We start from the raw sequence: 23,172 nt of genomic DNA, 5'->3' as shown, positions 1-23,172 counted from the left end.
TCAGACGGACGCGCACCATGCTGCCTGACGCTGTGCCAGAACCTATCCAGCGCCGGTTGGCCGACTACGCCAGCCTGCTCAGAATCGACCGCCCGATCGGAACCCTGCTACTGCTGTGGCCGACCTACTGGGCCCTGTGGCTGGCCGGCGACGGCAGCCCCGCATTGGCGAATGTCATCGTTTTCACCCTGGGTGTGTTCTTCATGCGGGCGGCCGGCTGCGCCATCAACGATTTCGCTGACCGTGACTGGGACAAGCACGTCAAACGCACCAAGGACCGGCCACTGACCGCCGGCCGTGTCAAACCCTGGGAAGCGGTCGCGCTGTTCGCTGGTCTGTGCCTGGTTTCCTTCCTGATGGTGGTTCTATTCACCAATCCGCTGACCCTGTATCTGTCCTTCGGCGGTGCCCTGCTGGCGTTTATTTACCCGTTCATGAAGCGTTACACCCATTTGCCGCAGCTGTTTCTGGGCGCGGCCTTCTCCTGGGCCATTCCCATGGCGTGGGCGGCGGAGGCCGGCGAACTGAGCCAGCTCACCTGGCTGCTGTTCACCGCCAACGTGCTATGGACCGTTGCCTACGACACCCTGTATGCCATGGTGGATCGGGATGACGATCTGAAAGTAGGCATCAAGTCCACCGCCATCCTGTTCGGAGAAGCCGACAAGGCAATCATTGGCATGCTGCAGGCCATGGTGGTACTGATCCTGATCATGGTGGGCCATCGTGCTGAACTGGGCACGTTCTATTACCTGGGGGTTGTCGCCATGGCCTGCCTCTTCGTGTACCACCAATATCTGGCTCGGGAACGGGAACGAGATGGCTGTTTCAAGGCCTTTCTCAATAACAACTGGGCCGGTTTCGCAGTTTTCGCAGGTCTGGTGATCGATCTCATCATTGGCTGAACCTGTCATATACTTGTAACACTCGAGCGTTGTAATGAGGCAGCAACAAATCAAGGTCTGACACAGGTTAAAAGCTCATGACTGGAAAAACTGTCCTGATCGTCGATGACGAGGCCCCGATCCGCGAGATGATCGCGGTGGCCCTCGAAATGGCGGATTATGACTATCTGGAGGCAGCGGACGCCCGGGAAGCCCATGCCCTGATTGTCGACAAACACCCGGATCTCGTACTCCTCGACTGGATGCTGCCCGGCACCAGCGGCGTGGAACTGGCGCGCCGCCTCAAGAAAGAAGAAGCGACCGCCGATATTCCCATCATCATGCTCACCGCCAAGGTCGAGGAAGACAACAAGATCCAGGGCCTGGAAGTTGGTGCCGATGATTACATCACCAAACCGTTCAGCCCCCGGGAGCTGGTCGCCCGCCTGAAAGCCGTGCTTCGGCGTGCGACGCCGCCAGGCGTAGACAGCCCGATTGAAGTGGAGGGCCTGACGCTGGATCCGGTCGGGCATCGGGTCACCACCCAGGATGGCGCCCTTACCATGGGCCCGACAGAATACCGACTGCTTCAGTTCTTCATGACGCACCAGGAACGGGTATATACTCGCTCCCAGCTCCTGGACCAGGTCTGGGGTGGCAATGTCTATGTTGAGGAACGGACGGTGGATGTGCATATCCGCAGGCTCCGCAAGGCACTTGGCGACCAGTACGACCATCTGATCCAGACCGTGCGGGGAACCGGTTACCGCTTCTCGACCAGAGCCGCGTAAGTAACTCCGGCCAGCTGAGCATCAGCCCCGGAACGGATACAAGGCAGTTTTTGATGCAACACAGCTGGTCACGATACCTGCGCTACATTATCGGTGGCCTGATTGGCGCCACCCTGGTTGGCCTCTATTTCGGTGAGCCCGTCTACGGCCTTACCCTCGGGCTGATCGTCTATCTGTGGTGGACGCTGCTTCAGGCCCGGCGCCTCTACCGGTGGCTGTCCAACCCCAGCGCCACCGACGAAGCCCCCCAGAGCATCGGCCTGTGGGGCGATATTTTCGACAACCTTCACAAACTGCACCAGACCCACCTGAGAACCCAGGACCGATTGAGGGCCCAGATCAATCGGGTTCAGGAGTCCACCAACGCCATGCGCGATGGCGTGATCATGACCGACTCCCGCGGCGCCATGGAGTGGTGGAACGGCTCCGCCGAGTATCTGCTGGGTTTCCGGCGCAACACTGACCAGGGCCAGTACATCCATAATTTGATCCGCACGCCGGCCTTCAAGACCTATTTCGATTCACGGGATTACCGCGATCCCTTGGAGATACATTCGCCGGCCAGACCTCATATTCACCTTCAGATCCAGATCAGCCTGTTTGGTGACGACGACCGTCTGATTGTCGCCAAGGACGTAACACGGCTGTACCAGCTCGAACAGATGCGCCGTGACTTTGTCGGCAATGTATCCCACGAGATGCGCACGCCCCTCACGGTCATCAGTGGCTACCTCGAAACCCTGGTGGACAACGCTGCCGACCTGCCGCCGAAGTGGCGCAGGGCCATTAACACCATGGCTGCCCAGTCATCCCGGATGGAAGCCCTTATTACCGATCTGATCCTGCTCTCACGTATTGAAACCGGGGAGCAAACGGTCAACGACACCCTCACGGACGTGGACCAGTTGCTGACCCAGATCGGTCATGATGCCCGGGCGCTCAGTGGCGAAAAACAGCACGAGATTACCGTGCATATCGGCGACCATCGCCTGCTGAAAGGCGATGAAAGCCAGCTGCGCAGCGCTTTCTCGAACCTGATATTCAATGCGGTGAAGTACACCCCTGCACATGGCCAGATTATCGTCTCCTGGTCCACCAACCGGGAAGGCGCACACCTGTCAGTCAGGGATACCGGAATCGGCATCGACCCGGTCCATATCCCCCGTTTGACAGAACGCTTCTATCGCGCCGATCCCAGCCGTCACAAGGACACAGGCGGCACAGGTCTTGGCCTGGCAATCGTCAAACACGTGCTGCTCAACCACGATGGCAATCTGGAGATCCGCAGCCGGATTGGCGAGGGCAGTGAATTTATCTGTCACTTCCCCCGGGAGCGACTGGTCGAGCGGATCCCCGAGAAGGCAGAGAGCTAGCGCATACCCGCGCGGAAGCGGGCGACAAACCTCGACAGGTCCTCCAGCTTTTTCGGGTCTTCATCGACAAAACGAATGGTAACGCTGACAAAGTCCGTGTCCTGGCGTTTGTCCACCGCCTGCAACTGGTGCACGTAGCCGTTCAGCCTCGCCATCTGGCCCTCGGCAATCTCGATGTCCACCACCGCCTGGTCGAGAATCCCCGGGAATACCTGGTCCCGCTTCGCGATCACCCGCACCTCCGTCAGATTAATATCCTTGACCACCGATTTCAGGGTGCTCTCGGCGAAGCGTACCGAGGCCAGGCTCATGGGCGCCCGGGCCGAGGCCTGTCTTGACGGTGGCGAAGGCTCGGGCCGGGGGGAAGAGGGCGGTGACGCGGCGGGAACCTCCGCCGCGGCTTCGGGCTTGCGGGTCAGCAAGTTGGCCGACTCTTTGAAGGCATCGGCAGGGCTGGCCATGGATTTGCCGCTCCGATCCATCGCGTCTTTCAGTTTGCGTCCCATCACCTTGATGATTTTCTTGCTCAGCCCGTCAGGACTGAAGGGTTTGCCGAGGTATTCTGAAACGCCGCCTTTGACCGCTTCGATCACGTGATCCTTGTCGCCCCGGCTGGTGATCATGATAAAAGGCACGTTTTCGTACTGGGGCTGCTGGCGCATCCATTGCAGCAATTCCAGCCCGGACATCTCCGGCATCTCCCAGTCGCACAGAATCAGGTCAAACGCGGTCCTCGACATCAATGATTGCGCTCGACGGCCGTTCTGGGCGTCGGTAGTCTCGATGACCGGAAAACGCTGGCGCACGGTTCGCTTGACCAGATCACGTACAAAGCTGGCGTCATCCACCACCAGCGCTTTCAGCATTGCCATAGCTCAGACCTTCCCCTATCCACAACCCGGTTCTATGGTGCAACTATAGAACAAACACCCACGCCAGAAACCTGTCGGCAACAAAAAGACCACAATCGCCGTTTTCGGGAACCGTCAGGTTAAAGAATTGTCACTCCACGGGAGCCAGGACAGTGTTTCTCCGGCTGGAAAACGCGCTAACATGGGCTCAGGATACTCCACGATCATCAGCCTGAGAGAGGTTTTGTGTGCTGACCAAACCTGCAAGGATTCTTCGCCAGGGCGGCGTTACTCGCGGCTTATTGTTTTCCGGTTTTCTGTCATGTCTGTCAGTGCCCGCCATTGCCCAGGACAGCGCTGAAGTTGAGCCGGCGGGATTTGCCGAATGCAAGGCCCGACTCCAGGAACAGGCCATTGCCGCCGGGGTCAGCAGCAAGACTGCGAGCGAGGTGATGTCCGGTGTTCAGCATCTGGCACGGGTGATCGAGCTGGACCGCCGGCAACCGGAATTCACGACCACCTTCGCCGATTACCTCGACCGGCGGGTGAACGATGCCCGGATCAGCAAAGGCCGGGAACTGCTGCAGGAGCACCAGGCGCTGCTGGCCAGAGTAACCCGGGAAACCGGTGTGCCTGCGCCTTACCTGGTGGCCTTCTGGGGTCTGGAAACCAATTTTGGCAGCTATTTCGGCAAGATGCCCGTACCCAGCTCCCTGACAACACTGGCCTGCGATCCCCGTCGCAGCACCTTCTTTACCGAGCAGCTGATCGCGGCCCTGCGCATTATTGATGAGGGCGCCATACCGGCAGACCAGATGGAAGGTTCCTGGGCCGGCGCCATGGGCCACGTTCAGTTCATGCCAACGGTTTTCCTGAAACACGCGGTGGATGCCGATGGTGATGGCCGCAGGGATCTGTGGAACAGCCTGCCGGATGCCATGATGTCTGCGGGCCAGTTTCTCGAATCCATGAACTGGGACGGCGACTACCGTTGGGGCCGCGAGGTCCTGTTACCCGAGAATTTCGACTATTCCCTTGCGGACGGGCGTCGTCTGCCACTGGAGCAGTGGCGCGAAATGGGAATTACGGATGCCTTCGGCAAGCCTCTGGCCCGCGAACCGATTAATGCCGCCCTCGTGGTGCCGGCAGGACACAGCGGGCCGGCGTTTCTTGCCTATCACAACTTCCGCGTGATCATGGGCTGGAACCGTTCCGAGTTCTACGCCATTGCGGTTGGTCATCTGGCTGACCGGATTGCCGGCGTGGGTAAACTGCAAAATCCGCCGCCCGAAGACGCGCCTGCGCTGTCCCGCGCCAACATCATCAACCTCCAGAAAGCCCTGCAGCAACGGGGGTATGAGCCAGGTGCCCCCGATGGCATCATGGGCCCGGCAACGCGGTCTGCCATCCGTCAGTTCCAGGCTGCCAACAACCTGGTGGCAGATGGCTACCCCGGTGAATCGGTGCTGGCGGCGCTGGAAATACCTGCAGGACAGTGATCCGCCGAGGCGTCGGCGGCCTACTACTGCAGGACACCGTTTTGATGCGAGACTGATCTGACATGGATTCACTCACCCAGGCCGCCCTGGGCGCCTCCCTGGCCGGCGCCGTAGCCGGCAAGACTCTCGGCCGCTCGGTTTTGCTGACAGGCGCAGTTCTGGGCACCCTCCCGGATCTGGATGTCGTCATCGATTACGGCACCGCAGTGGCCAATTTCACCCAACACCGTGGATTCAGCCATTCGTTGTTCGTTCTGGCCCCTCTTGCGGTAGGCCTTGCCTGGCTGCTCTGGCGCTGGAAACCACAACTGAGTTTTCAGCGGTGGCTCGCCCTGACGGGGCTGATCCTGATTACCCATCCTTTGCTGGATGCCTTTACAACCTATGGCACCCAGCTGTTCTGGCCCATCGGGCCACCCATAGCCGTCAGCAGCATTTTTATCATCGACCCGCTATATACCCTGCCCCTGCTGGCCGGCTGCCTGTTTTTTCTCGCCCGGCCGCCCGCCAAAACAGCGATAGTTGCAGGACTGGCAGTGTCCACCCTGTACCTGGGCTGGAGTGTTCTGGCCCAGCAAGTGATGACACATCGAGTACAACCCGCGCTTGCGGCCGCCGGCCTGGAAAACCCTGACCTGCTGGTTCAGCCCATGCCATTCAGCACCCTGTTGTGGCGGGCGACGGCTATGCAGGGTGATCAGCGGGTAGAAATTGTCACCGGCTTTCTGGATGGCGACACGCCACTGAATCTTGAATACTTTCCACGCCGCCCGGAGCTGGCGAGCGAAGTCTCGGACCTGCCCGAGGCCCGGCGTCTTGAATGGTTCACCCGGGGCTTCCTGGATTACAACCAGGTCAGCGACCGCATCACGGCCACCGATATCCGGCTGGGCATTCCAGGCGCGCACCCGTTTACCTTTGTTCTGGCGACCCGCAATGGCAGCGGCATCGACCCCACGGCGAGCTTTCGGACTCCACGCCCACCAGTAAGCTCCGAAGCCCTGGGGCTGCTCTGGTCCCGGATGATTGCCGAAACGCCGGTGCTCTGCCTGGCCAGTCTGAGCTCCCCGGCACCAGGACAACGCTGCTGAATACCATGCGACTGGACCAGTTTATTGCCAACAGCACCGAGCTCTCCCGAAAAGAGGCCAAGCGGGCCATCGGCCGCGGAGAAGTAACGATCAATGAGCACGTCTGCAAGGGCGCCAACACCCGCCTGGCCGGGGATGAACGGGTGGCCTTGTCAGGCACCCCTCTGGCCCTCCCGGGCGAGCGCTATCTGATGATGAACAAGCCAGCAGGCGTGGTGAGCGCGACGACCGACAGCGACCATCCAACAGCGCTGGACCTGTTGCCAGCAGACATCACCCGACATCTTCATATTGCCGGGCGCCTGGATGCAGACACAACCGGCCTGCTGTTACTGACCACCGATGGCCAGTGGTCCCACCGGGTCACCTCACCGCGAACCGACTGCCCCAAGACTTACCGGGTAACCCTGAACGAACCCCTGAGCGACGCCTCGGCACAGCAACTGGAGCGTGGCGTAGACCTGCATAATGATCCCAGGCCCACGCGCCCGGCCCGGGTGCATTTTCTGGAAGACAGGATCATTGAGCTGACGATTTCGGAGGGGCGCTATCATCAGGTCAAGCGCATGGTGGCAGCCGTTGGCAACCACGTGGAAGCCCTTCATCGTGTTCGCGTTGGACAGGTCGAACTGGACGATGCGCTGATGCCCGGCGAATACCGGGAACTGACCGCCGAGGAAAGAGACAGCCTGGCGTGATATTCAGGTCCGCTCGAAACGTTGCGCCTTGAGATTCTTGCGCACTGCACCGGCCTCGAACACTTCACCATTCATCGCGATATACACACCCGGCGGCAGCAGCTGCACCGCAGCCCAGGCAAACCCGACATTGAATACCGCATCGGTTCGGCGCATCCGAGCCGGCTGCATCGCGCCGGTCAATACGATGGTCTTGTCTTTCAGGCCGGACAGCACCGCCGCAGTATCGGCCATGGTGTCTGTGCCGTGGGTGATAATGATTCGGCCACAATCGCATTCACGGGCCGCCGCCAGTACCTGCTGGCGGTCATCATCGGTCATCTCCAGGCTGTCCTTGCGCAGCAGTTCCCGCAGGCGATAGCCCTCGTGGATGTTGGATTCAGACAGCAGCTCCGGAAGCAGGCTGTGCCCTACCTCGAACTCGCTGTTGGCATCGAAGTAGACCTTGTCGATGGTGCCACCGGTCGTGAATATCTGGATCATAACGGGATTCCCTTCAGTGTCAGTTCACACTGACCGTACTGTTACCAGCGGTCGCGTATGACGCGTTCTTTTCCTGTTCGTAACGCCGGGCGGCAGCGGCCACCGAGCCCCTGGCCCCGGTATCAAGCCAGCGCTTTATTCGTCCGGCATCGCCCATCGGCGAGCGGGTGCCGAGCGAATCCAGTAGAACGGTCACTACCTCTTTGCCATTCATCTTGGAGATCATCACCAGACAGCGCCCTGCCTCGGACAGATAGCCGGTCTTGCTCAGGTCGACACCCCAGCTATCGCGGTGAACCAGAGCATTGGTGTTACCAAACGACAGGCTGTAACGAGGCTGGCGGAACTGCCCCCGGAAATAACCCGTCGTGGAATATTCCCGAATTTCCGGATAATCCGCCGCAGCGTTCACCAGCTTGACGAGATCTGCGGCGGTCGACAGGTTCTCGGATGACAGTCCGGTGGGATCGACAAACCGGGTGCCGGTCATCCCCAGGGCCACGGCCTTGGCATTCATCGCTTCAATAAAGGCATCGAACCCGCCCGGGTGACTGCGGGCGAGGGTGTAGGCGGCGAAATTTTCGGAGGACATCAGCGCAATGCGCAGTACATCTTTACGCCGCATCTCCGAGTCGATGCGAATCCGACTGTAGGCGTTGGCGGCGGCAGGCGTATGCCGCTCATGAAAAGTCAGCCAGTCATCCAGCGACTCGCCAGATTCCAACACGACCAGCGCGGTCATGACCTTGGTGACAGAGGCAATGGGTACGGACCGGTCGGCATTCTTGCCGAAAATCAGCTCATTATCACCAGCGACGGCAACCGCGGCATTCACCGAAGCGAGTCTGGGTCCGCTGTCTGTTTCTGCGTCCTGCTTTTGGGATTCACCCCCTGTTTGCTGGGCCACAAGCGATCCAGGCAGCCAGAGCAACATCAAGATCACGAAAGGGGAAAAGCCGGCGAGTCTCATTTGTACAGATCCTGTGGTTTGTTCATGCATCGCGCAACCAGTCCGGAAACAGGCTTTTACAGATAAGGTGGTCAGGTTCAACTATACCAGCGAATGGCCTGTTTAATCAGGTGAAAAGTTTCTTGCGCCAATTTCATACAGCAAATGCAAGTGAGCTGAAAAACCATTAAAATTCGGCCTGATTCATCGAGTCAGAAAACACCACTTACCGAGACCGTCGCTTTATATGGATGACAGCACCCATCAGACTGAAAAAGCCGTGCTGTCACAACTCCAAGCCCAGTCCGGGCTGACACCTTTTCGACGGTGGATGCCATTCCTGTTTCTTTTCGCTGCCATGGCATACGGTCTGCTCGCAAGCCTCCTTCACGCGCCTGAAAATCCGCCTGCCCCGCTGTCCCACGCCGACTCTCCCGAGTCAGCGTCCCAGTCCTCCCACATTGTGCAGATCGACTATCTGGTTGCCTCCCTGGAACAGGTTATAGACGACGAGAACTGGCGACAGAAAAACTGGCAAGCGGCCCCGTCAGAGAACTCCGGCATTGGCTATTACGACGGGCCTGTCACCTTCAAGGTGACCGTGGAAAACCCTGGAACCACGAACGTCGAACAGTGGGCGCTTGTATCCGCGCCTTACATCGACCGGCTCAGGCCCGCCATTCTCGATGAAAACGGCGTTTTCCAGCGTCTTCGCGAAATGGGAGACGTTCACCCGTTCGGTAACCGGCTGATTTCACTACCACCGTGGATCTGGCCGGTTTCATTACCAACGGGCACTTCCACACTGTTGTTCGAGATTCAAAATGCCGGCCCCACACTGCTGCCCATTACCATTCTGGAACCCAACAACGTTGTAAGCAGTATCGCAGGAACCATGACCTGGAAGGCGTTCATCACCGGCCTCCTAGTCTTTGCGCTGTTGCTGAACCTCAGCTTCATGATGAAATTCAGGCTCCCGGGGCTAGCCTGGTTGGGCGTTCTCACGCTATCCGTTATTCACGTGCAACTTGTCATGGAAGGCTTCGGGCTCTGGCTGATTTGGCCAGACTTCCCGGAAATAAACACAGTGCTGAACATCAGCCTCTGCCTTTGCCTCATCTCACTTTGCCAAATCACGCCAAACTTTATCGAGGCCTCCAGACTCTCGAGACTGCTACTGAATGCGGCGAGTGTGCTCGGCCTATTACATCTGCTGGCCATGCCACTGCGGCTACCGTTGCTCGGTCAGGACTCCTTTCTGATACTGGCCCTGAGCAGTGGTTCGATGATTCTGGCCCTGGCGCTCAAACAGGCCCGGCACGAGGTTTATGCCCGCTATTTTGCGTTATCACTGCTCTTCATTCTCCTAGGTACAATTATCTCAGCGGCACGGACTGTCGGCTGGGTCCCGGTAAACAGCTTTACCGATTCCGCATTCTTTATCGGCGCAGCGGCCGCATCTCTGATCCTGACCAGCGGCATTGGCCGTCAGATATTGGAAGAGCGCAAAAAAAGGCTGGCTTCCGATATTCGGGCCCGCCAGGAACAGACGCTGCGATCTCACGTTGAGCAAAATTACAAACGACTCCTCAAAACCCACAGTGTTACCGGCAAACCCAATCGGGCCATGCTTGAGGAGTCATTGGATCAGCTTGATGGCCACCAACAGCCCTACACCGTCGCCATGATTCAATTGACCCGGTTTAACGAAATCGAGCAGGCTCTCGGCTATCGGACGGCAGAGGATCTGCTCAGAAGTTATCTGTGGGAGCTCGACGGTTTCCTTAAACGGATCATGGGTGATCAGTTGATCATGATTGACGGCTATGCGCTCGCCAGCATTGACACCAGCAATCATGCCTTCGCCTTTTTCCACAGTGACGCCCCGGACGCTTACCCGGAAAAACTGAAAACGCTCATGAACTGGTTGGGAGAGAACTTCCGCGAGGGCCGGTTCTCGCTATCCTGGAGTTCATCGGTGGGTATCGCCCATGCTCCGGAGCATGGGGTCGACGCGTCAGATATCCTCTCATCCGCTGGCTTTGCGGCTCTGGATACGCATCAGCCCCTGACGGTTTACGACCCGGCTATCGCGGACTGGCAGTACCAGCAGCAAATGCTGATGCTGGATATCGAAGAGGCACTGGGTAACGGCTGCATATGGCTGGAATACCAACCCACTGTGCGAATACAGGACGCTCGTATCGCTTCCTTGGAAGCCCTGATCCGCTGGCAACACCCGGACTTCGGCACGGTTGCTCCGGATCGATGGATCCCGTTAGCCGAACAGGTCGGGATGATTCACCACGTTACGCTCTGGGTGGTCGACCGGGTCTGTGAAGATATGAGCGCGCTGAAGGCTCGTCACGGGGACCACATTGCCGTTGCGGTCAATATTTCTGCAAACGATCTTACCCACCCGGACTTTCTGGAAAAGGTGAAGGCGATTGTGCAGCACCATGGGACACAACCTTCCGATCTTATTCTGGAGATTACCGAAACAGCGATGATGGCTGACACAGCCTTGGCAAAAGACGTCATTCGGACCCTGAGCCAAAGTGGCTTCAGAATTGCCGTCGATGATTTTGGAACCGGGCACTCGTCGCTGGGAACTCTTGCCACATTCGAGCTAGACGAGTTGAAAATCGACCGGAGTTTTCTCAGCGACATACTCACCCAACCTGCCCGACAGCGAATATTCCGAGCGGCGCTTGACCTGGGTGAGGCTCTGGACCTGGATGTCGTGGTCGAAGGTGTGGAGGAGGAAGCTATCGCCACCTGGCTACAGCAGTTCCCCGGCCTGTATGGCCAGGGATACTACTGGGGCAAGCCAGAACAGCTGAAGACCTGAACTCCAATCAGATCAGGGCAGATCGGTCACTGCCCCTTTCGAGGCAGAACTTACGGTTCGCGAATACTTCGCCAGCGTGCCTCGGGTGAAACGGGGTGGTGGAGCCTGCCAGGCCTGCCGACGACGTTCCAGTTCCTGATCCGAGACATCCAGCTCAATCTGGTTACTGACGGCATCAATGGTAATGGTGTCGCCATCCTCGACCAGCGCAATCGGGCCGCCCTCGGCCGCTTCCGGTGTGATATGGCCAACCACGAAACCGTGGCTGCCCCCTGAGAACCTGCCATCGGTAATCAACGCGACATCGCTGCCCAGACCCTTGCCCATAATCGCTGAGGTGGGGCTCAGCATCTCCCGCATGCCCGGTCCGCCTTTGGGGCCTTCGTAGCGGATGACCAGCACATCGCCGGCCACCACCGTGCCGTCGAGAATCCGCTCCTGGGCTTCTTCTTCCGAATGGAATACCCGGGCACGGCCGGTAAAGTGAGTACCTTCCTTGCCGGTAATCTTCGCCACCGCACCCGTTGGCGCGAGATTGCCGAACAGGATCCGCAGATGGCTGTCAGCCTTGATCGGGTTGTCGAAGGCATGAATGATGTCCTGCCCTTCCGGATAGGGGGCCACATCAGCCAGGTTCTCCGCCAACGTCTGACCGGTTACGGTAAGACAGTCACCGTGCAGCAGCCCGCGGTCCAGCAACATTTTCATCAGTGGCTGGATACCGCCGATGGCCACCAGCTCCGACATCATGTAGTGGCCGCTCGGGCGCAGATCCGCCAGCACCGGCACCCGCTTGCCAATCTCGACAAAGTCTTCCAGCTCCAGATCGACACCGACGGTGCTGGCCATGGCCAGCAGGTGCAGTACCGCATTGGTGGAACCGCCCAGGGCGATGACGACCGTAATGGCGTTTTCGAAGGCTTTCCGGGTCATGATGTCGCTGGGCTTGATGTCTTTCTCCAGCAGGTTCAGCACCGCAGCCCCGGCACCACGACAATCCTCCGCCTTGGTCTCCGACACAGCGTTCTGGGCGGAGCTGCCCGGCAGGCTCATGCCCATGGCCTCGATGGCCGACGCCATGGTATTGGCGGTATACATGCCACCACAGGATCCTGGCCCCGGAATCGCGGTTTCCTCTATCTGCTTCACCTCAATCAGATCCAGATCACCACGGGCGTGGGCACCCACGGCTTCAAACACGGAAATAATATCGGTGTGGTTCTCGCCGGGCATGATCGTGCCACCATACACGAACACAGACGGCCGGTTCAGACGCGCCAGGCCCATCATGCAACCGGGCATGTTCTTGTCGCAGCCACCGATCGCCACGAGGCCATCGAACCCTTCACAACCGGCCACTGTCTCGATGGAATCGGCGATCACCTCCCGGGACACCAGGGAATACTTCATGCCCTCGGTACCATTGGCAATGCCGTCCGATATGGTAATGGTATTGAAAATCAGCGACTTGCCGCCGGCCTCATCGGCTCCGGCAGCCGACTCCTCGGCCAGTTGGTTGATGTGCATGTTGCACGGCGTGAGGTTACTCCATGTGGACGCAATGCCAATCTGGGGCTTTTTGAAATCCTCATCGGTAAACCCGACGGCCCGAAGCATGGCACGGCTGGCGGATTTGCCAATGCCATCAACAACGGGGGCCGAATATTTCCGGCGCTTGTCCTGATTCTTGTCTTGCGTCATGGGAGTCTCCTTATCAGATGGCTTATTAGAACAGATTCTCAGAAACCATGGCATTCGGCAACGTGCGCGAGAGCGTTTCCATCCACCCGCTGATCCCTGAACGGCCCGCGAAAAGATGCAGTTTCGACTGACCTGCATCAATGGCAGTTGACAGTGGTGGTTTTAAAATTCCCGGACACACTGACGCCCTGGAGGCATCTCATGCCATTACCCATTCAAACAGCCGCAGTGAATCACGCTGCTTCGGACTGCCCGGATTTCCGGCGCTGGTGCGATGGCTATGGCGTCATCCAGCACAGTGAAGCCACCCAACATCAGGTCAGCCTACTCGCAGAGCACCTGGTGGCTGCCGGACATCAGCCTGACGCCGCCACCGTCTATCGGAAACTCGCTGATCTGGACAGGCTGACCAGTGCCGGTCTCTGGCTGGTAGTCCATATGACCTACGCCCGCCGGATTGATGTCTCCGGCCAGCCCCTCGCGCCTCAGGACTTCAAGACCAATCCGGAAGGCCACACAGGCGGGGCACTGAACATGGTGCCGGCCTATGCCGGCTATCTGGCTCTGAACAATCTGACCGGACGCACACGAAGCTGGCTGATGGGCCAGGGGCACTGTGTAGCGGCAGTGGATGCCCTGAACGTTCTTACCGGCAACCTTCATCCGGAACAGGCCGAGCGTTATCGCGGGCCTGATGGGCTTTCCACTCTGGTTTCCGATTTCTACAGTTACCGCCAGAAGCCGGACGGTTCCATGGCCGCGCCCCTTGGCAGCCACGTCAATCCGCACACCGCCGGTGGCATTCTCGAAGGTGGTTATCTCGGGTTTGCCGAGCTGCAATACGCCCACATGCCCCTGCCGGGTGAGTCTCTGGTGGCCTTTCTGTCTGATGGGGCCGCCGAGGAGCAGCGCGGAAGCGACTGGATCCCCCGCTGGTGGCGCGCCGAGGACTGCGGCGCGGTGATGCCGGTTATGATCGCCAACGGACGGCGCATCGAACAGCGAACCGAGCTGGGCACCCGCGAGGGTCTCGAACGTTTTGAAGCGCACCTCGAACACAGGGGCTTTGTGCCCTTCCGTTTTGATGGCCGCGATCCTGCCGCTTTTGTCTGTGCTCTCTATGAAATGGAGCGGGCACTCGCCACCAATGGCGAGGCCGCGCTACGGGGAGAGAGCGGCTATCCCGTTCGGGTACCCTATGGCATTGCGGAGACCACCAAGGGGTATGGTTTTTATGGCGCCAGCAGCAATGCAGCCCACAACCTGCCACTGCCCGGAAACCCGCGGATGGATGCCCGGGCCAGGGAGCTGTTTAACGCGCATGCCGCCAGATTGTGGGTGGCTCCTGATCAGCTTCAAAACGCTATCGCTCATCTGAACCAGCACGCCGGGCAATCTCGCCCACTTGAGCGTGATCATGCCCTCGCGACCCGCAATCCCCCGGAGCCGATTATCCCCCGCCTTCCAGCCAATCGGGAATGCACCTCGCCGATGAGGGCCGTGGATGATTTTTTCCGGGCGCTGGTGGCCCAGAACCCGGGCCTCAGGGCCCGAGTGGGCAATCCGGACGAGCTGGCAAGCAATCGTCTTGGCGGAGTACTGAATGACCTGAAGCACCGGGTGAACGATCCCGAAAACGATCTGGAGTCGGTGCATGGCAAGATCATCACCGCGCTGAACGAAGAATCTGTGGTGTCAGCTTGCCTGGCCAACAAGGCGGGGCTGAATCTGGTCGCCAGCTATGAGGCTTTCTGCGTAAAAATGCTTGGCGCCATACGCCAGGAGCTGATTTTTGCCCGGCACCAGAAAGAAGTCGGGCGGCCTGCCCGCTGGCTCGGCTTGCCGGTTATTGCCACCTCACACACCTGGGAAAATGGCAAGAACGAGCAGTCCCATCAGGACACCACCTTCTGCGAAAGCATGCTTGCGGAGATGAACGACGTCTCCCGGGTGCTGTTTCCGGCCGACTACAACAGCACGCTGGCAACATTGCCATCGGTGTTCAGCGAAAGAGGCAAGATCAGCTGCATGGTGATCCCGAAACGGGACCGCCCATGTGTCTTCGACACCCGGGAAGCAGAACTGTTGGCCAAACATGGTGCCCTGGTGGTGGACGAAGACACCTCTGCTGGCGAGCCTTTGCTGCTCATGGCCAATGGCGCCTACCAGTTATCCGAGGCGATGAGAGCCTGTGAACGTCTCAGGGAGACCGGCACACCCTTCCGGCTGGTCTACATTCAGGAACCCGGCAGATTCCGCCAGCCCAGGGATACGATGGAGGCGCAGATATGCCTGTCGGAATTTGAGAGGGAACGTCTCTTCCCCCATCGAATTCACCGACGGGTTGCCCTCACGCACATGCGCCCGGAGGTCTTCCGGGGACATCTCCATCCGCTGTTCCCAGAGCCGTCCCAGGCCCGGGTTCTGGGCTACATCAACCGCGGCGGCACATTGAATGAGGCCGGCATGCTATTCGCCAACGGCTGTTCCTGGGGCCATGCCCTGGCCGCCTGTGCCAGCGTTATGGACAAGCCACCGGGAGAGTGGCTTTCCAGTGCCGAATTGGCTGCGGTAGAGGGCCGGGGCGATCCGGCGGTGATTACCCGGGGTCTGCCCTGAGCAGGCGCTTTCTCAACGCCGTTTCTATTTCCAGAATCACCAGAACAGCCGCCCCGGCTAGAGTGGCGAACCCCAGCATTTCAAGACTCAGCGCCTTTGTACCAAAAGTGTCGTTAAACCACGGCATATAGGTAAACAGCAGCTGCAACGCAATCACGACTGCAACCGCCAGAAGCACGATTGGTGTGCCCAGCACCCCACGCAGGGTAATTGATGCCGAATCCAGATAACGCACGGCAAACAGATAGAACATCTCCATGGCGACCAGCGTATTGACCGCCAGCGTTCTGGCCGTATTCTCATCCCCGTAGTGGTGGATGGCCCAGTACCAGGCCCCGAAGATTCCCGCCAGGAACAGCAAGGACACAAATACCACACGCCAGACCACAAACCCCTTCAAAAGCGACTCGTCACGGGCCCTGGGCATGCGTTTCATCACGTCTGGCTCGGCGGGTTCAAACGCCAGCGTCATCGCCAGAACCACCGAACTCACCATGTTGACCCAGAGAATCTGCAAGGCCGAAATGGGCAACGTCAGCCCCAACAGCAAGGCCGTGATCAGACTGATGGATTCGCCACCATTTATGGGCAGCATAAAGGCGATGCCTTTTTTGAGGTTGGTATAAACCGTTCGGCCCTCACGCACGGCCGCAGCAATACTGGCAAAGTTGTCATCCAGCAACACCACGGAAGACGCCTCGCGGGCCGCTTCCGAGCCCTTCACCCCCATGGCAATCCCGACATCCGCCCGCTTGAGTGCTGGCGCATCATTCACCCCATCCCCGGTCATGGCTACGACGCCATGCAGGTCCTGAAGAGCGGTGACCAGTCTCAACTTGTGTTCCGGGCTGGTCCGGGCAAAGACATCCACCTCGCCAACAAGATCGCGAAGCTGGCTATCATCCAGATGATCCAGCTCCTTGCCGGTCAGCACCCGCTCGGGATTTTTCAGCCCCAGCTTACGGGCAATAGCGCCCGCTGTTATCCCGTGATCACCGGTAATCATCTTGACCCGGATCCCGGCATCGTGACACTCGGCAATCGCCCGAACAGCCTCCTGCCGGGGCGGATCCAAAAGCCCGACCAGGCCGAGCAGCTCTGCCCCCTGCTCAAGATCCTCAGTGGCCAGTTCGCCGATACCCCGTTCTGCAGGCTTCCTGGCCAGTGCCAGCACTCTGAGACCATCCGATGCCATTTCTCTAATGACCTGTTCCCAGAAATCCCGGCGCAGCTCCCCGGCATCTCCGGATTCGGCAACCTCGCTGGAACACATATCCAGAATCCGTTCTGGTGCGCCCTTCAGGTAGATCACGCTGTGCCCGTGGTGATCATGGTTCAGCGTGGCCATGAAACGATTTTCGGTATCAAAAGGAATTTCATCTTTCCGAGGCCAGTCGGCGGCACTGTTCTCAACATCAAACCGGGCTTTGCGGGCGAACACTGAAAGCGCGGCCTCCATGGGATCGCCATGGATTCTGACCCTCCCGGAATCATGGTGAACATGGGCGTCGTTACATAAGGCCGCTGCACGGGCAAGTTCGCCCAGCAAGGCAGAGTCTGACGAATGACCCTGTTCTCCGTTCACGGCTCCATCAAAATCATAGCCTTCACCGGTCACCTCCAGCCTGACTCCAGCCAACACCAGCCGGGTTACCATCATTTCGTTCCGGGTGAGGGTTCCGGTTTTATCCGAACAAATGACTGAAACCGCCCCCAGGGTTTCGATAACCGGCATTCGACGGACCACGGCCTGGCGACGGGCCATCTGGCGCACACCGATGGCCAGGGTAATGGTGAGAATTGCTGGTAAGCCCTCGGGTATCGCGGCAACGGTGAGGCCAACCACTGCCATAAACAGTTCCCGGAATGGCAGACCGCTGAATGCAGCTCCGCCAACAAAAATCGCAATGCCAGCGGCAATCACGATGATGGAAAGGATTCGGGCGAACCTGTCCATTTGCTCCAATAGGGGGGTTTTCAGAGTTGTGGTCTGGGCGAGGAGTCCGGAAATGCGACCGATCTCAGTGCGCGCGCCGGTTCGAACCACAACGCCACGGCCGGTCCCGGTCGCAACCATGGTGCCGGAGAAGGCCATCCCGGACTGGTCCCCCAACGGAGCATCTGGAGCCACCGACCCTGTTGATTTATCAACAGCCTCGGACTCACCCGTGAGAATGGCCTCATCGATTTTCAGGTTGTGGGACTTTTCCAAACGCAGATCGGCGGGCACCCGGTCTCCGGGCTCCAACAGTACCGTATCGCCCGGAACCAGATTGGCAGCATCTATCTGATGCTGGCCATCAGAACGCATGACCCGTGCTTTGGGCGCAAGCATGTGGCGAATGGCCGACAGGGCCTGCTCGGCCTTGCCCTCCTGAACGAAGCCCACCAGCGTCTGGATAACAACAACAGCGAGAATGACGCCAGCATCCACCCAGTGACCCAGGCTCGCCGTGATTACGGCGGCCCCTGCCAGTACGTAAATCAGGAAATTCTTGAGTTGCCGTCCCAGTCTCGCCCACGGCCCCTTTGCACGAGCCTCCGGCAAAGCATTTGGGCCATGGCGAGCCAGGCGTTGGCCGATCTCATCATCAGACAGGGGCTCCTTTGCTTTGAGCTCCTGCCTTGCTTCCGCGGGCTGAAGCACATGCCACTCTGGCTCCCGCTGCTCGCACTCGCGGTTTTTCAAGACCACCGATTCAGACATATCCCCAAAGCTCCCTGACGTTGCAACATCCCCATTAAACCCCGGAAAGCACCCGGGGTGGTTTGCGCTGCATCAAGGACAGAATAGCCAGGGGACCGGCCGGGCGTCTTATCCTATGCTTGTGTCCTGCACCGTTCGATTTCCGGGACCGGGCAATACCCGCCGGGAGGCGGTGCGGCTCGCGTCGATCTGATAATCCTTTGACTTGATTGTGTCCACGAAATACCAGTCTGCCCGGGCTTCTTCCGGAGTAAAGGTCACCAGCATGTAGCCACGCTGATTCACATTCAGGTAATCCAGGTCGTCCACCAGCAGACCAATGGCCTGTTCCGCGCCCTGAATCATGTCATCCGGAATGCCCAGATACTCCTCCAGGCCAGGTGATGTAACCGACGCTGTGGCGAACTCCACGCCAATCTGGTCCCCCTGAATATCTTTCAAATTGTTGGCCCAGGCATTATGGGTATCCCCGGCCAGCACCACGAGGTTCTTGTTCAGAGCCTTGGCGGTGCCCAGTACCACTTCCCGTTCATACTGATAGCCATCCCAGGCGTCCAGATTGTAGGGGGCAACCGTGTTGATGCGCTCCAGTTCCGCGTCAGTCAGAGTCGGATCTCCCTGAAGAGCCCGACCCTTGAGTTGGGCGAGCTCCGCAAGGTTCTGCGGGAGGCCGTCAAACTGTTCCGTGGCGATAGCCACGAGCAGTTCCGCGGGCAGGTTCATGCGGCCCATCAATACCTGCTGTCCCAGAACCTGCCATGTGGCCGTGGAGAAGTTCAGGGAGGACTGAAGCCAGAGCAGTTGCTCCGCGCCCAGCAGGGTACGGTTCTCACTGCCAACATCCGCAGTAAAGCGGGCGGCATCAAGGCCTTCTCCCGTGAAGTAGTCCATGTAGTCCAGTTGCTGGTCGCGACCGATAATGCGGGTGTCGAGCATGTGCAGATCCACCAGGTCGCCGAACCGGAAGGTCCGGAAGATGGCTTCGTCGCTGCCCTCGATCACAGGGCGGATCGGCATCCATTCAAAATAGGCCTTCAGGGCATTGAGCTTACGCTGGGTGAAATCGCCCTCGCCCTCGTTGTGGTTTTCAGCTCCCTCTTCCCAGGCGTCGTTCGCCACCTCGTGGTCGTCCCACACCACAATGAACGGCACTCTCGCATGCAGGAACTGAAGATCCGGGTCTGCCCGATACGCAGCGTAACGTTTGCGATAGTCCACCAGTTCAATCAGCTCAAGATTGTTGTCCTCAGAAAAGGTCCTCCCCAGCGCCTGGGCATCCTGTGCCGCATAACTGCTGCTGTCGGAGCTGTATTCGTAGATGTAGTCACCCAGATGAACCACGGCATCCAGGTCATTCTGTTTACTGATTTCCCCGTAGACGTTGAAATAACCGGCCGGATAATTCGCGCAGGAGACCACGGCGAGGCGCACTGATTCGATACTGCCCTCCGGTAAGGTCCGGGTTACGCCCACCGGTGACTGTCGATCGGTCGTCTGAAAGCGGTAATAGTAGCTCTGCCCCGGTGCCAGGCCGCGGACATCCACCTTGACGGTGAAGTCATGGGCTTCAGTGGCCTCTGCAGTGCCGGAGTGCACAAGGTTCTCGAACCCCTCATCCGTCGACACCTCCCAGGCGACACCGACAGGTGCCGAACCGGTCGCCGGTGCAGCCCTGGTCCAGAGCATGACACCATCGGCAAGCGGGTCGCCGCTGGCCACTCCATGGGTAAAACTGATTGTTCGCTTGTCGGAGCTGTCCAGTACACAGCCTGCGAGGCCAGTCGAAATCACCACGGCCCCCATACCCATGGCCGATGCTTTCAGAAAATCCCGTCGTGTCAGTCGTTTCATTGTTATGTCTTCCCCTGTGTTCGTCCCTTGTAGTCTCGACGTTCTGCACCCTTCGCCGTTTCTACTCCAAATGAAGAAGCTAATCGGGCTCGGTTAAGAACGCATTGCCAATTTGCGACAGGGGGATGGCAAATCACGACAAGTGTTCGCGAGGACCAGAAACCACAAAAAAGGGGAACCAGTGGCTCCCCTATTTGCGGTCCGTTTAAGCCCGGTCTATCCGCTGATGAATACCGGCCCGACTCCCAGGTTCCAGATAATGACTGACCCGACCCGTGTGGATACAAGGATCACCAGGGCCACAGTCAGCAACGCCCCGGCATACATGACGGCACGTTCCTTTTCGATGCCCATGACAATCGGCAGTCCGTCATACATGAGATAGGCGCCATAGCAGGCGGCAGCCAGGAAGACGATGGCGTTGAACCAGGGCACTGGATACAACAGGGCAAATCCTGCCAGGAACAGAGGAGTGCAGGAGTAAGCTGCCAGGGCAATGCCGTTCGAGGGTACGTGTTCTTCCTTGGCGCCGTAGGTTCTTGCCATCCAGTTGATGGCATAACCCAGCGCAAAAACGCCGACCAGCATTGCCAGATAGGTCAACACGCTGAGCTGCATTGCACTGATCTCGGTTAACTTGATCAGCCGCTCATTGCCAACCGTCCAGCCGAAATACGCGGTCGATATGTAGGCACAAATGGGAGCTATCGCCGCCAGAATCAGAACATAGGCAACATAGACCCGGCGCGGGGTTTCATGTTCTTTTCGTATGGAAGCCCACTCTTCATCGGGGTGGGTAAAGAGTCCGAACGCATGTGACAGGAGCATGGATGACCCCCTCTCTCTTCTATTGTTGGTATTTATACGTACGGAACGCGGTAACCGGCAGATCAGACGCTGTTCCTTAACCCTAACTATAGTCAAGAACGGCGATTGCGAAAGTAAAATGACGCAGGATGACCGGGCAAGTTTTTTTCAGCCTTGGCTGGAGGCGGCGGCCGGCGATTGCCAGCCGCGCGAAGTCAGGAATTGCGCGGATCGGTCTCGGCAACCCAGGGGTAATCCCTGTGGCTGTCGCGGAAGGATAACAGGCTCTCCACACCGGAAAAGTCCACCAGGTCCCTGAAATCCAGCCAGTCTACCAGGCAATAAAGACAGATGGCCGGATAATTCCATTCCTCGAACTGGCCCTCTTCCGCCATTGCCGACAGCGTGCGCAAGGTTGTCATGATGCGTTCACGTTGAAGGTTGAAGAACATCAGGTCGCCGCTGGTATCGATTCCGGACTTCTCCGAGAGCAGCATGGTGACCGCGGAGTCATTGGCGCCATCGATCATGGTCAGCTGGTTTTCCTGGTCCCAGGTCAGCGGATCGCGGCCCTGTTTGGCACTGACGTAACGGGCGATAATCCGGGAATCATAGATTTCCTTGCCACCGTCTTCGAGTACCGGAATTTTCAGGGTCGGATTGTTTCGCCGCAGCTCGTCCCGGCCTTCACCATAGATATTGAGATTGAGGAATTCATAGGGCTCTTCGTCCAGCAGGATACGAATGCGCCGAACGTAAGGTGAAGTAGTGGATCCGATCAGTTTCATGGTTTCTCCGAGGATTTCACACTCAGGATCCCAACAGGGATTCAGGGTTGGTGTATGGGTGCCCGGTCGCTTCTGCCACTTCCCTGTAGGTCACCTTGCCCGCGGCCACGTTCAACCCGGCCCTGAGGTGCTGATCTTCCTTCATCGCCCGATCCGGACCCTTATTGGCCAGGGCCGCCACAAAAGGCAAGGTGACGTTATTCAGCGCCAGAGTCGATGTGCGCGCAACGGCGCCCGGCATATTCGCCACGCAGTAATGTACCACACCATCAACAATATACGTGGGATCGTCGTGCGTCGTGGCCCGGGAGGTTTCGGCACAGCCACCCTGATCAATGGCAACGTCCACGATAACGCTTCCCTCCGGCATCCGGCGAATCATGTCACGGGTAATCAGCTTGGGCGCAGAGGCCCCTGGAATGAGCACACTGCCGATGACAAGATCGGATTCCGTCACCGCCTGATCGAGAGTCTGGGCCGTTGAAAACAGGGTTGTGATGCGGTTGCCGTAGAGATGGTCCAGGTTTCTGAGTACGTCCATGTTGCGGTCCAGAACCGTGACGTGGGCACCCAACCCGACCGCCATGGCAATCGCATTCTGGCCGACAACGCCGCCACCAACGACCGCTACCCGCGCCGGACTGACACCGGGTACGCCGCCCAATAGCACGCCGCGACCGCCCATGGCTTTCTCCAGACAATGGGCACCGGCCTGGATCGACATGCGCCCGGCGACTTCCGACATCGGCGCCAGCAGGGGCAAATGCCCTCCATGGTCGGTCACTGTCTCATAGGCAATGCAGGTGGCGCCGGACTTCACCAGGTCGTCCGTCTGCGCTTTGTCCGGTGCCAGATGCAGATAAGTGAAGAGCGTGTGTTCCGGCTTCAGCATGGCACGCTCTTCGGCCTGAGGCTCCTTCACCTTGACGATCAACTTTGCCGTATCGAAAACCTCCCCGGCCGTCTCAAGAATTCGCGCTCCGGCCTGCCGATAATCCTCGTCGGAAAAGCCGATAGCGAGGCCAGCTCCGGTTTCCACAAACACGTCATGATTGTGGCCGCACAGCTCATGAACGGCAGCGGGTGTCATACCTACACGGTATTCGCGGTTCTTGATTTCCCTGGGTACACCGATCCTCATACACAACCTCCAGATCATTCGGGATTTGCGAGTGTCTGACTGTAGTGTAGTCAAAAGGTCCTATACTGGACTGGCAACTGATTGCATC

General features: G+C 58.7%; 17 protein-coding genes. 8 read left to right on the top strand and 9 right to left on the bottom strand.

Translation table 11 applies throughout. The features are described 5' to 3' along the window. Nucleotides 1-17 precede the first annotated feature (17 nt). The 3 genes from ubiA (at nt 18) to phoR (ending at nt 3,048) form a co-directional block, all read left to right on the top strand. Nucleotides 18-905 (top strand): 4-hydroxybenzoate octaprenyltransferase, encoded by an 888-nt coding sequence (ubiA, locus tag CFB02_RS16320; protein WP_088558843.1) that lies wholly within the window; start codon nt 18-20, stop codon nt 903-905. Between the two features lie 77 nt (nt 906-982). Further along, a complete protein-coding gene (gene phoB / locus CFB02_RS16315; RefSeq protein WP_008173539.1) occupies nt 983-1,675 on the top strand; it encodes a phosphate regulon transcriptional regulator PhoB in 693 nt (230 codons plus the stop codon). A gap of 53 nt (nt 1,676-1,728) precedes the next feature. Beyond that, the gene (phoR, locus tag CFB02_RS16310) at nt 1,729-3,048 is read left to right on the top strand and encodes a phosphate regulon sensor histidine kinase PhoR (RefSeq protein ID WP_088558842.1); all 1,320 of its coding nucleotides are present in this window, start codon (nt 1,729-1,731) and stop codon (nt 3,046-3,048) included. Here phoR and CFB02_RS16305 read toward each other — a convergent pair. Next, nucleotides 3,045-3,920, bottom strand: coding sequence for a response regulator (locus tag CFB02_RS16305; RefSeq protein WP_088558841.1), 876 nt, complete (start codon nt 3,918-3,920; stop codon nt 3,045-3,047). The two genes, phoR and CFB02_RS16305, sit on opposite strands and share 4 nt — an antisense overlap. A gap of 227 nt (nt 3,921-4,147) precedes the next feature. On the opposite strand from CFB02_RS16305, the gene CFB02_RS16300 reads away from it, so the two are divergent. From CFB02_RS16300 to rsuA, 3 genes are all read left to right on the top strand, one after another. Next, nucleotides 4,148-5,398 carry a lytic murein transglycosylase gene (locus tag CFB02_RS16300; protein WP_088558840.1) on the top strand — a complete coding sequence of 417 codons (1,251 nt, stop codon included), beginning with the start codon at nt 4,148-4,150 and terminating at the stop codon, nt 5,396-5,398. Nucleotides 5,399-5,460: 62 nt separating this feature from the next. Beyond that, nucleotides 5,461-6,489 carry a metal-dependent hydrolase gene (locus CFB02_RS16295; protein ID WP_088558839.1) on the top strand — a complete coding sequence of 343 codons (1,029 nt, stop codon included), beginning with the start codon at nt 5,461-5,463 and terminating at the stop codon, nt 6,487-6,489. Nucleotides 6,490-6,494: 5 nt separating this feature from the next. After that, on the top strand, nt 6,495-7,187 hold the full coding sequence (gene rsuA, locus CFB02_RS16290; RefSeq protein WP_088558838.1) for a 16S rRNA pseudouridine(516) synthase RsuA: 693 nt from the start codon (nt 6,495-6,497) through the stop codon (nt 7,185-7,187). Nucleotides 7,188-7,190: 3 nt separating this feature from the next. Here rsuA and CFB02_RS16285 read toward each other — a convergent pair whose 3' ends face one another. Then, a complete protein-coding gene (locus CFB02_RS16285) occupies nt 7,191-7,670 on the bottom strand; it encodes an asparaginase domain-containing protein (protein ID WP_088558837.1) in 480 nt (159 codons plus the stop codon). A 19-nt stretch (nt 7,671-7,689) separates the two neighbouring features. Beyond that, the gene (gene pbpG / locus CFB02_RS16280) at nt 7,690-8,640 is read right to left on the bottom strand and encodes a D-alanyl-D-alanine endopeptidase (RefSeq protein WP_088558836.1); all 951 of its coding nucleotides are present in this window, start codon (nt 8,638-8,640) and stop codon (nt 7,690-7,692) included. Between the two features lie 226 nt (nt 8,641-8,866). Between pbpG and CFB02_RS16275 the strand changes: the two genes are divergently transcribed. After that, nucleotides 8,867-11,470, top strand: coding sequence for an EAL domain-containing protein (locus tag CFB02_RS16275; RefSeq protein ID WP_088558835.1), 2,604 nt, complete (start codon nt 8,867-8,869; stop codon nt 11,468-11,470). A gap of 12 nt (nt 11,471-11,482) precedes the next feature. Here CFB02_RS16275 and ilvD read toward each other — a convergent pair whose 3' ends face one another. After that, nucleotides 11,483-13,171, bottom strand: a complete 1,689-nt coding sequence (gene ilvD / locus CFB02_RS16270; protein WP_088558834.1) for a dihydroxy-acid dehydratase — start codon at nt 13,169-13,171, stop codon at nt 11,483-11,485. Nucleotides 13,172-13,372: 201 nt separating this feature from the next. On the opposite strand from ilvD, the gene CFB02_RS16265 reads away from it, so the two are divergent. After that, nucleotides 13,373-15,790 carry a xylulose 5-phosphate 3-epimerase gene (locus CFB02_RS16265; RefSeq protein WP_088558833.1) on the top strand — a complete coding sequence of 806 codons (2,418 nt, stop codon included), beginning with the start codon at nt 13,373-13,375 and terminating at the stop codon, nt 15,788-15,790. On the opposite strand, the gene CFB02_RS16260 is transcribed toward CFB02_RS16265, so the two are convergent. The 5 genes from CFB02_RS16260 to ald form a co-directional block, all read right to left on the bottom strand. Beyond that, nucleotides 15,771-18,497, bottom strand: a complete 2,727-nt coding sequence (locus tag CFB02_RS16260; RefSeq protein ID WP_088558832.1) for a cation-translocating P-type ATPase — start codon at nt 18,495-18,497, stop codon at nt 15,771-15,773. The genes CFB02_RS16265 and CFB02_RS16260 overlap by 20 nt on opposite strands. 108 nt (nt 18,498-18,605) lie before the next feature. Beyond that, the gene (locus tag CFB02_RS16255) at nt 18,606-20,348 is read right to left on the bottom strand and encodes an alkaline phosphatase D family protein (RefSeq protein WP_088558831.1); all 1,743 of its coding nucleotides are present in this window, start codon (nt 20,346-20,348) and stop codon (nt 18,606-18,608) included. Nucleotides 20,349-20,564: 216 nt separating this feature from the next. Next, entirely contained in the window at nt 20,565-21,176 is a 612-nt protein-coding gene (locus CFB02_RS16250) for a Yip1 family protein (RefSeq protein WP_088558830.1), read from the bottom strand. 194 nt (nt 21,177-21,370) lie between these two features. Next, nucleotides 21,371-21,943, bottom strand: coding sequence for a glutathione S-transferase family protein (locus tag CFB02_RS16245; RefSeq protein WP_088558829.1), 573 nt, complete (start codon nt 21,941-21,943; stop codon nt 21,371-21,373). Nucleotides 21,944-21,965: 22 nt separating this feature from the next. Then, nucleotides 21,966-23,084 (bottom strand): alanine dehydrogenase, encoded by a 1,119-nt coding sequence (gene ald, locus CFB02_RS16240; protein ID WP_088558828.1) that lies wholly within the window; start codon nt 23,082-23,084, stop codon nt 21,966-21,968. Nucleotides 23,085-23,172: the final 88 nt, after the last annotated feature.

Origin of the sequence: Marinobacter sp. es.042 (genome assembly GCF_900188315.1) — a bacterium.
Classification (GTDB): domain Bacteria; phylum Pseudomonadota; class Gammaproteobacteria; order Pseudomonadales; family Oleiphilaceae; genus Marinobacter.
The sequence above is the reverse complement of the archived record's forward strand: the minus strand, read 5'-3'. Positions and strand labels throughout refer to the sequence as shown.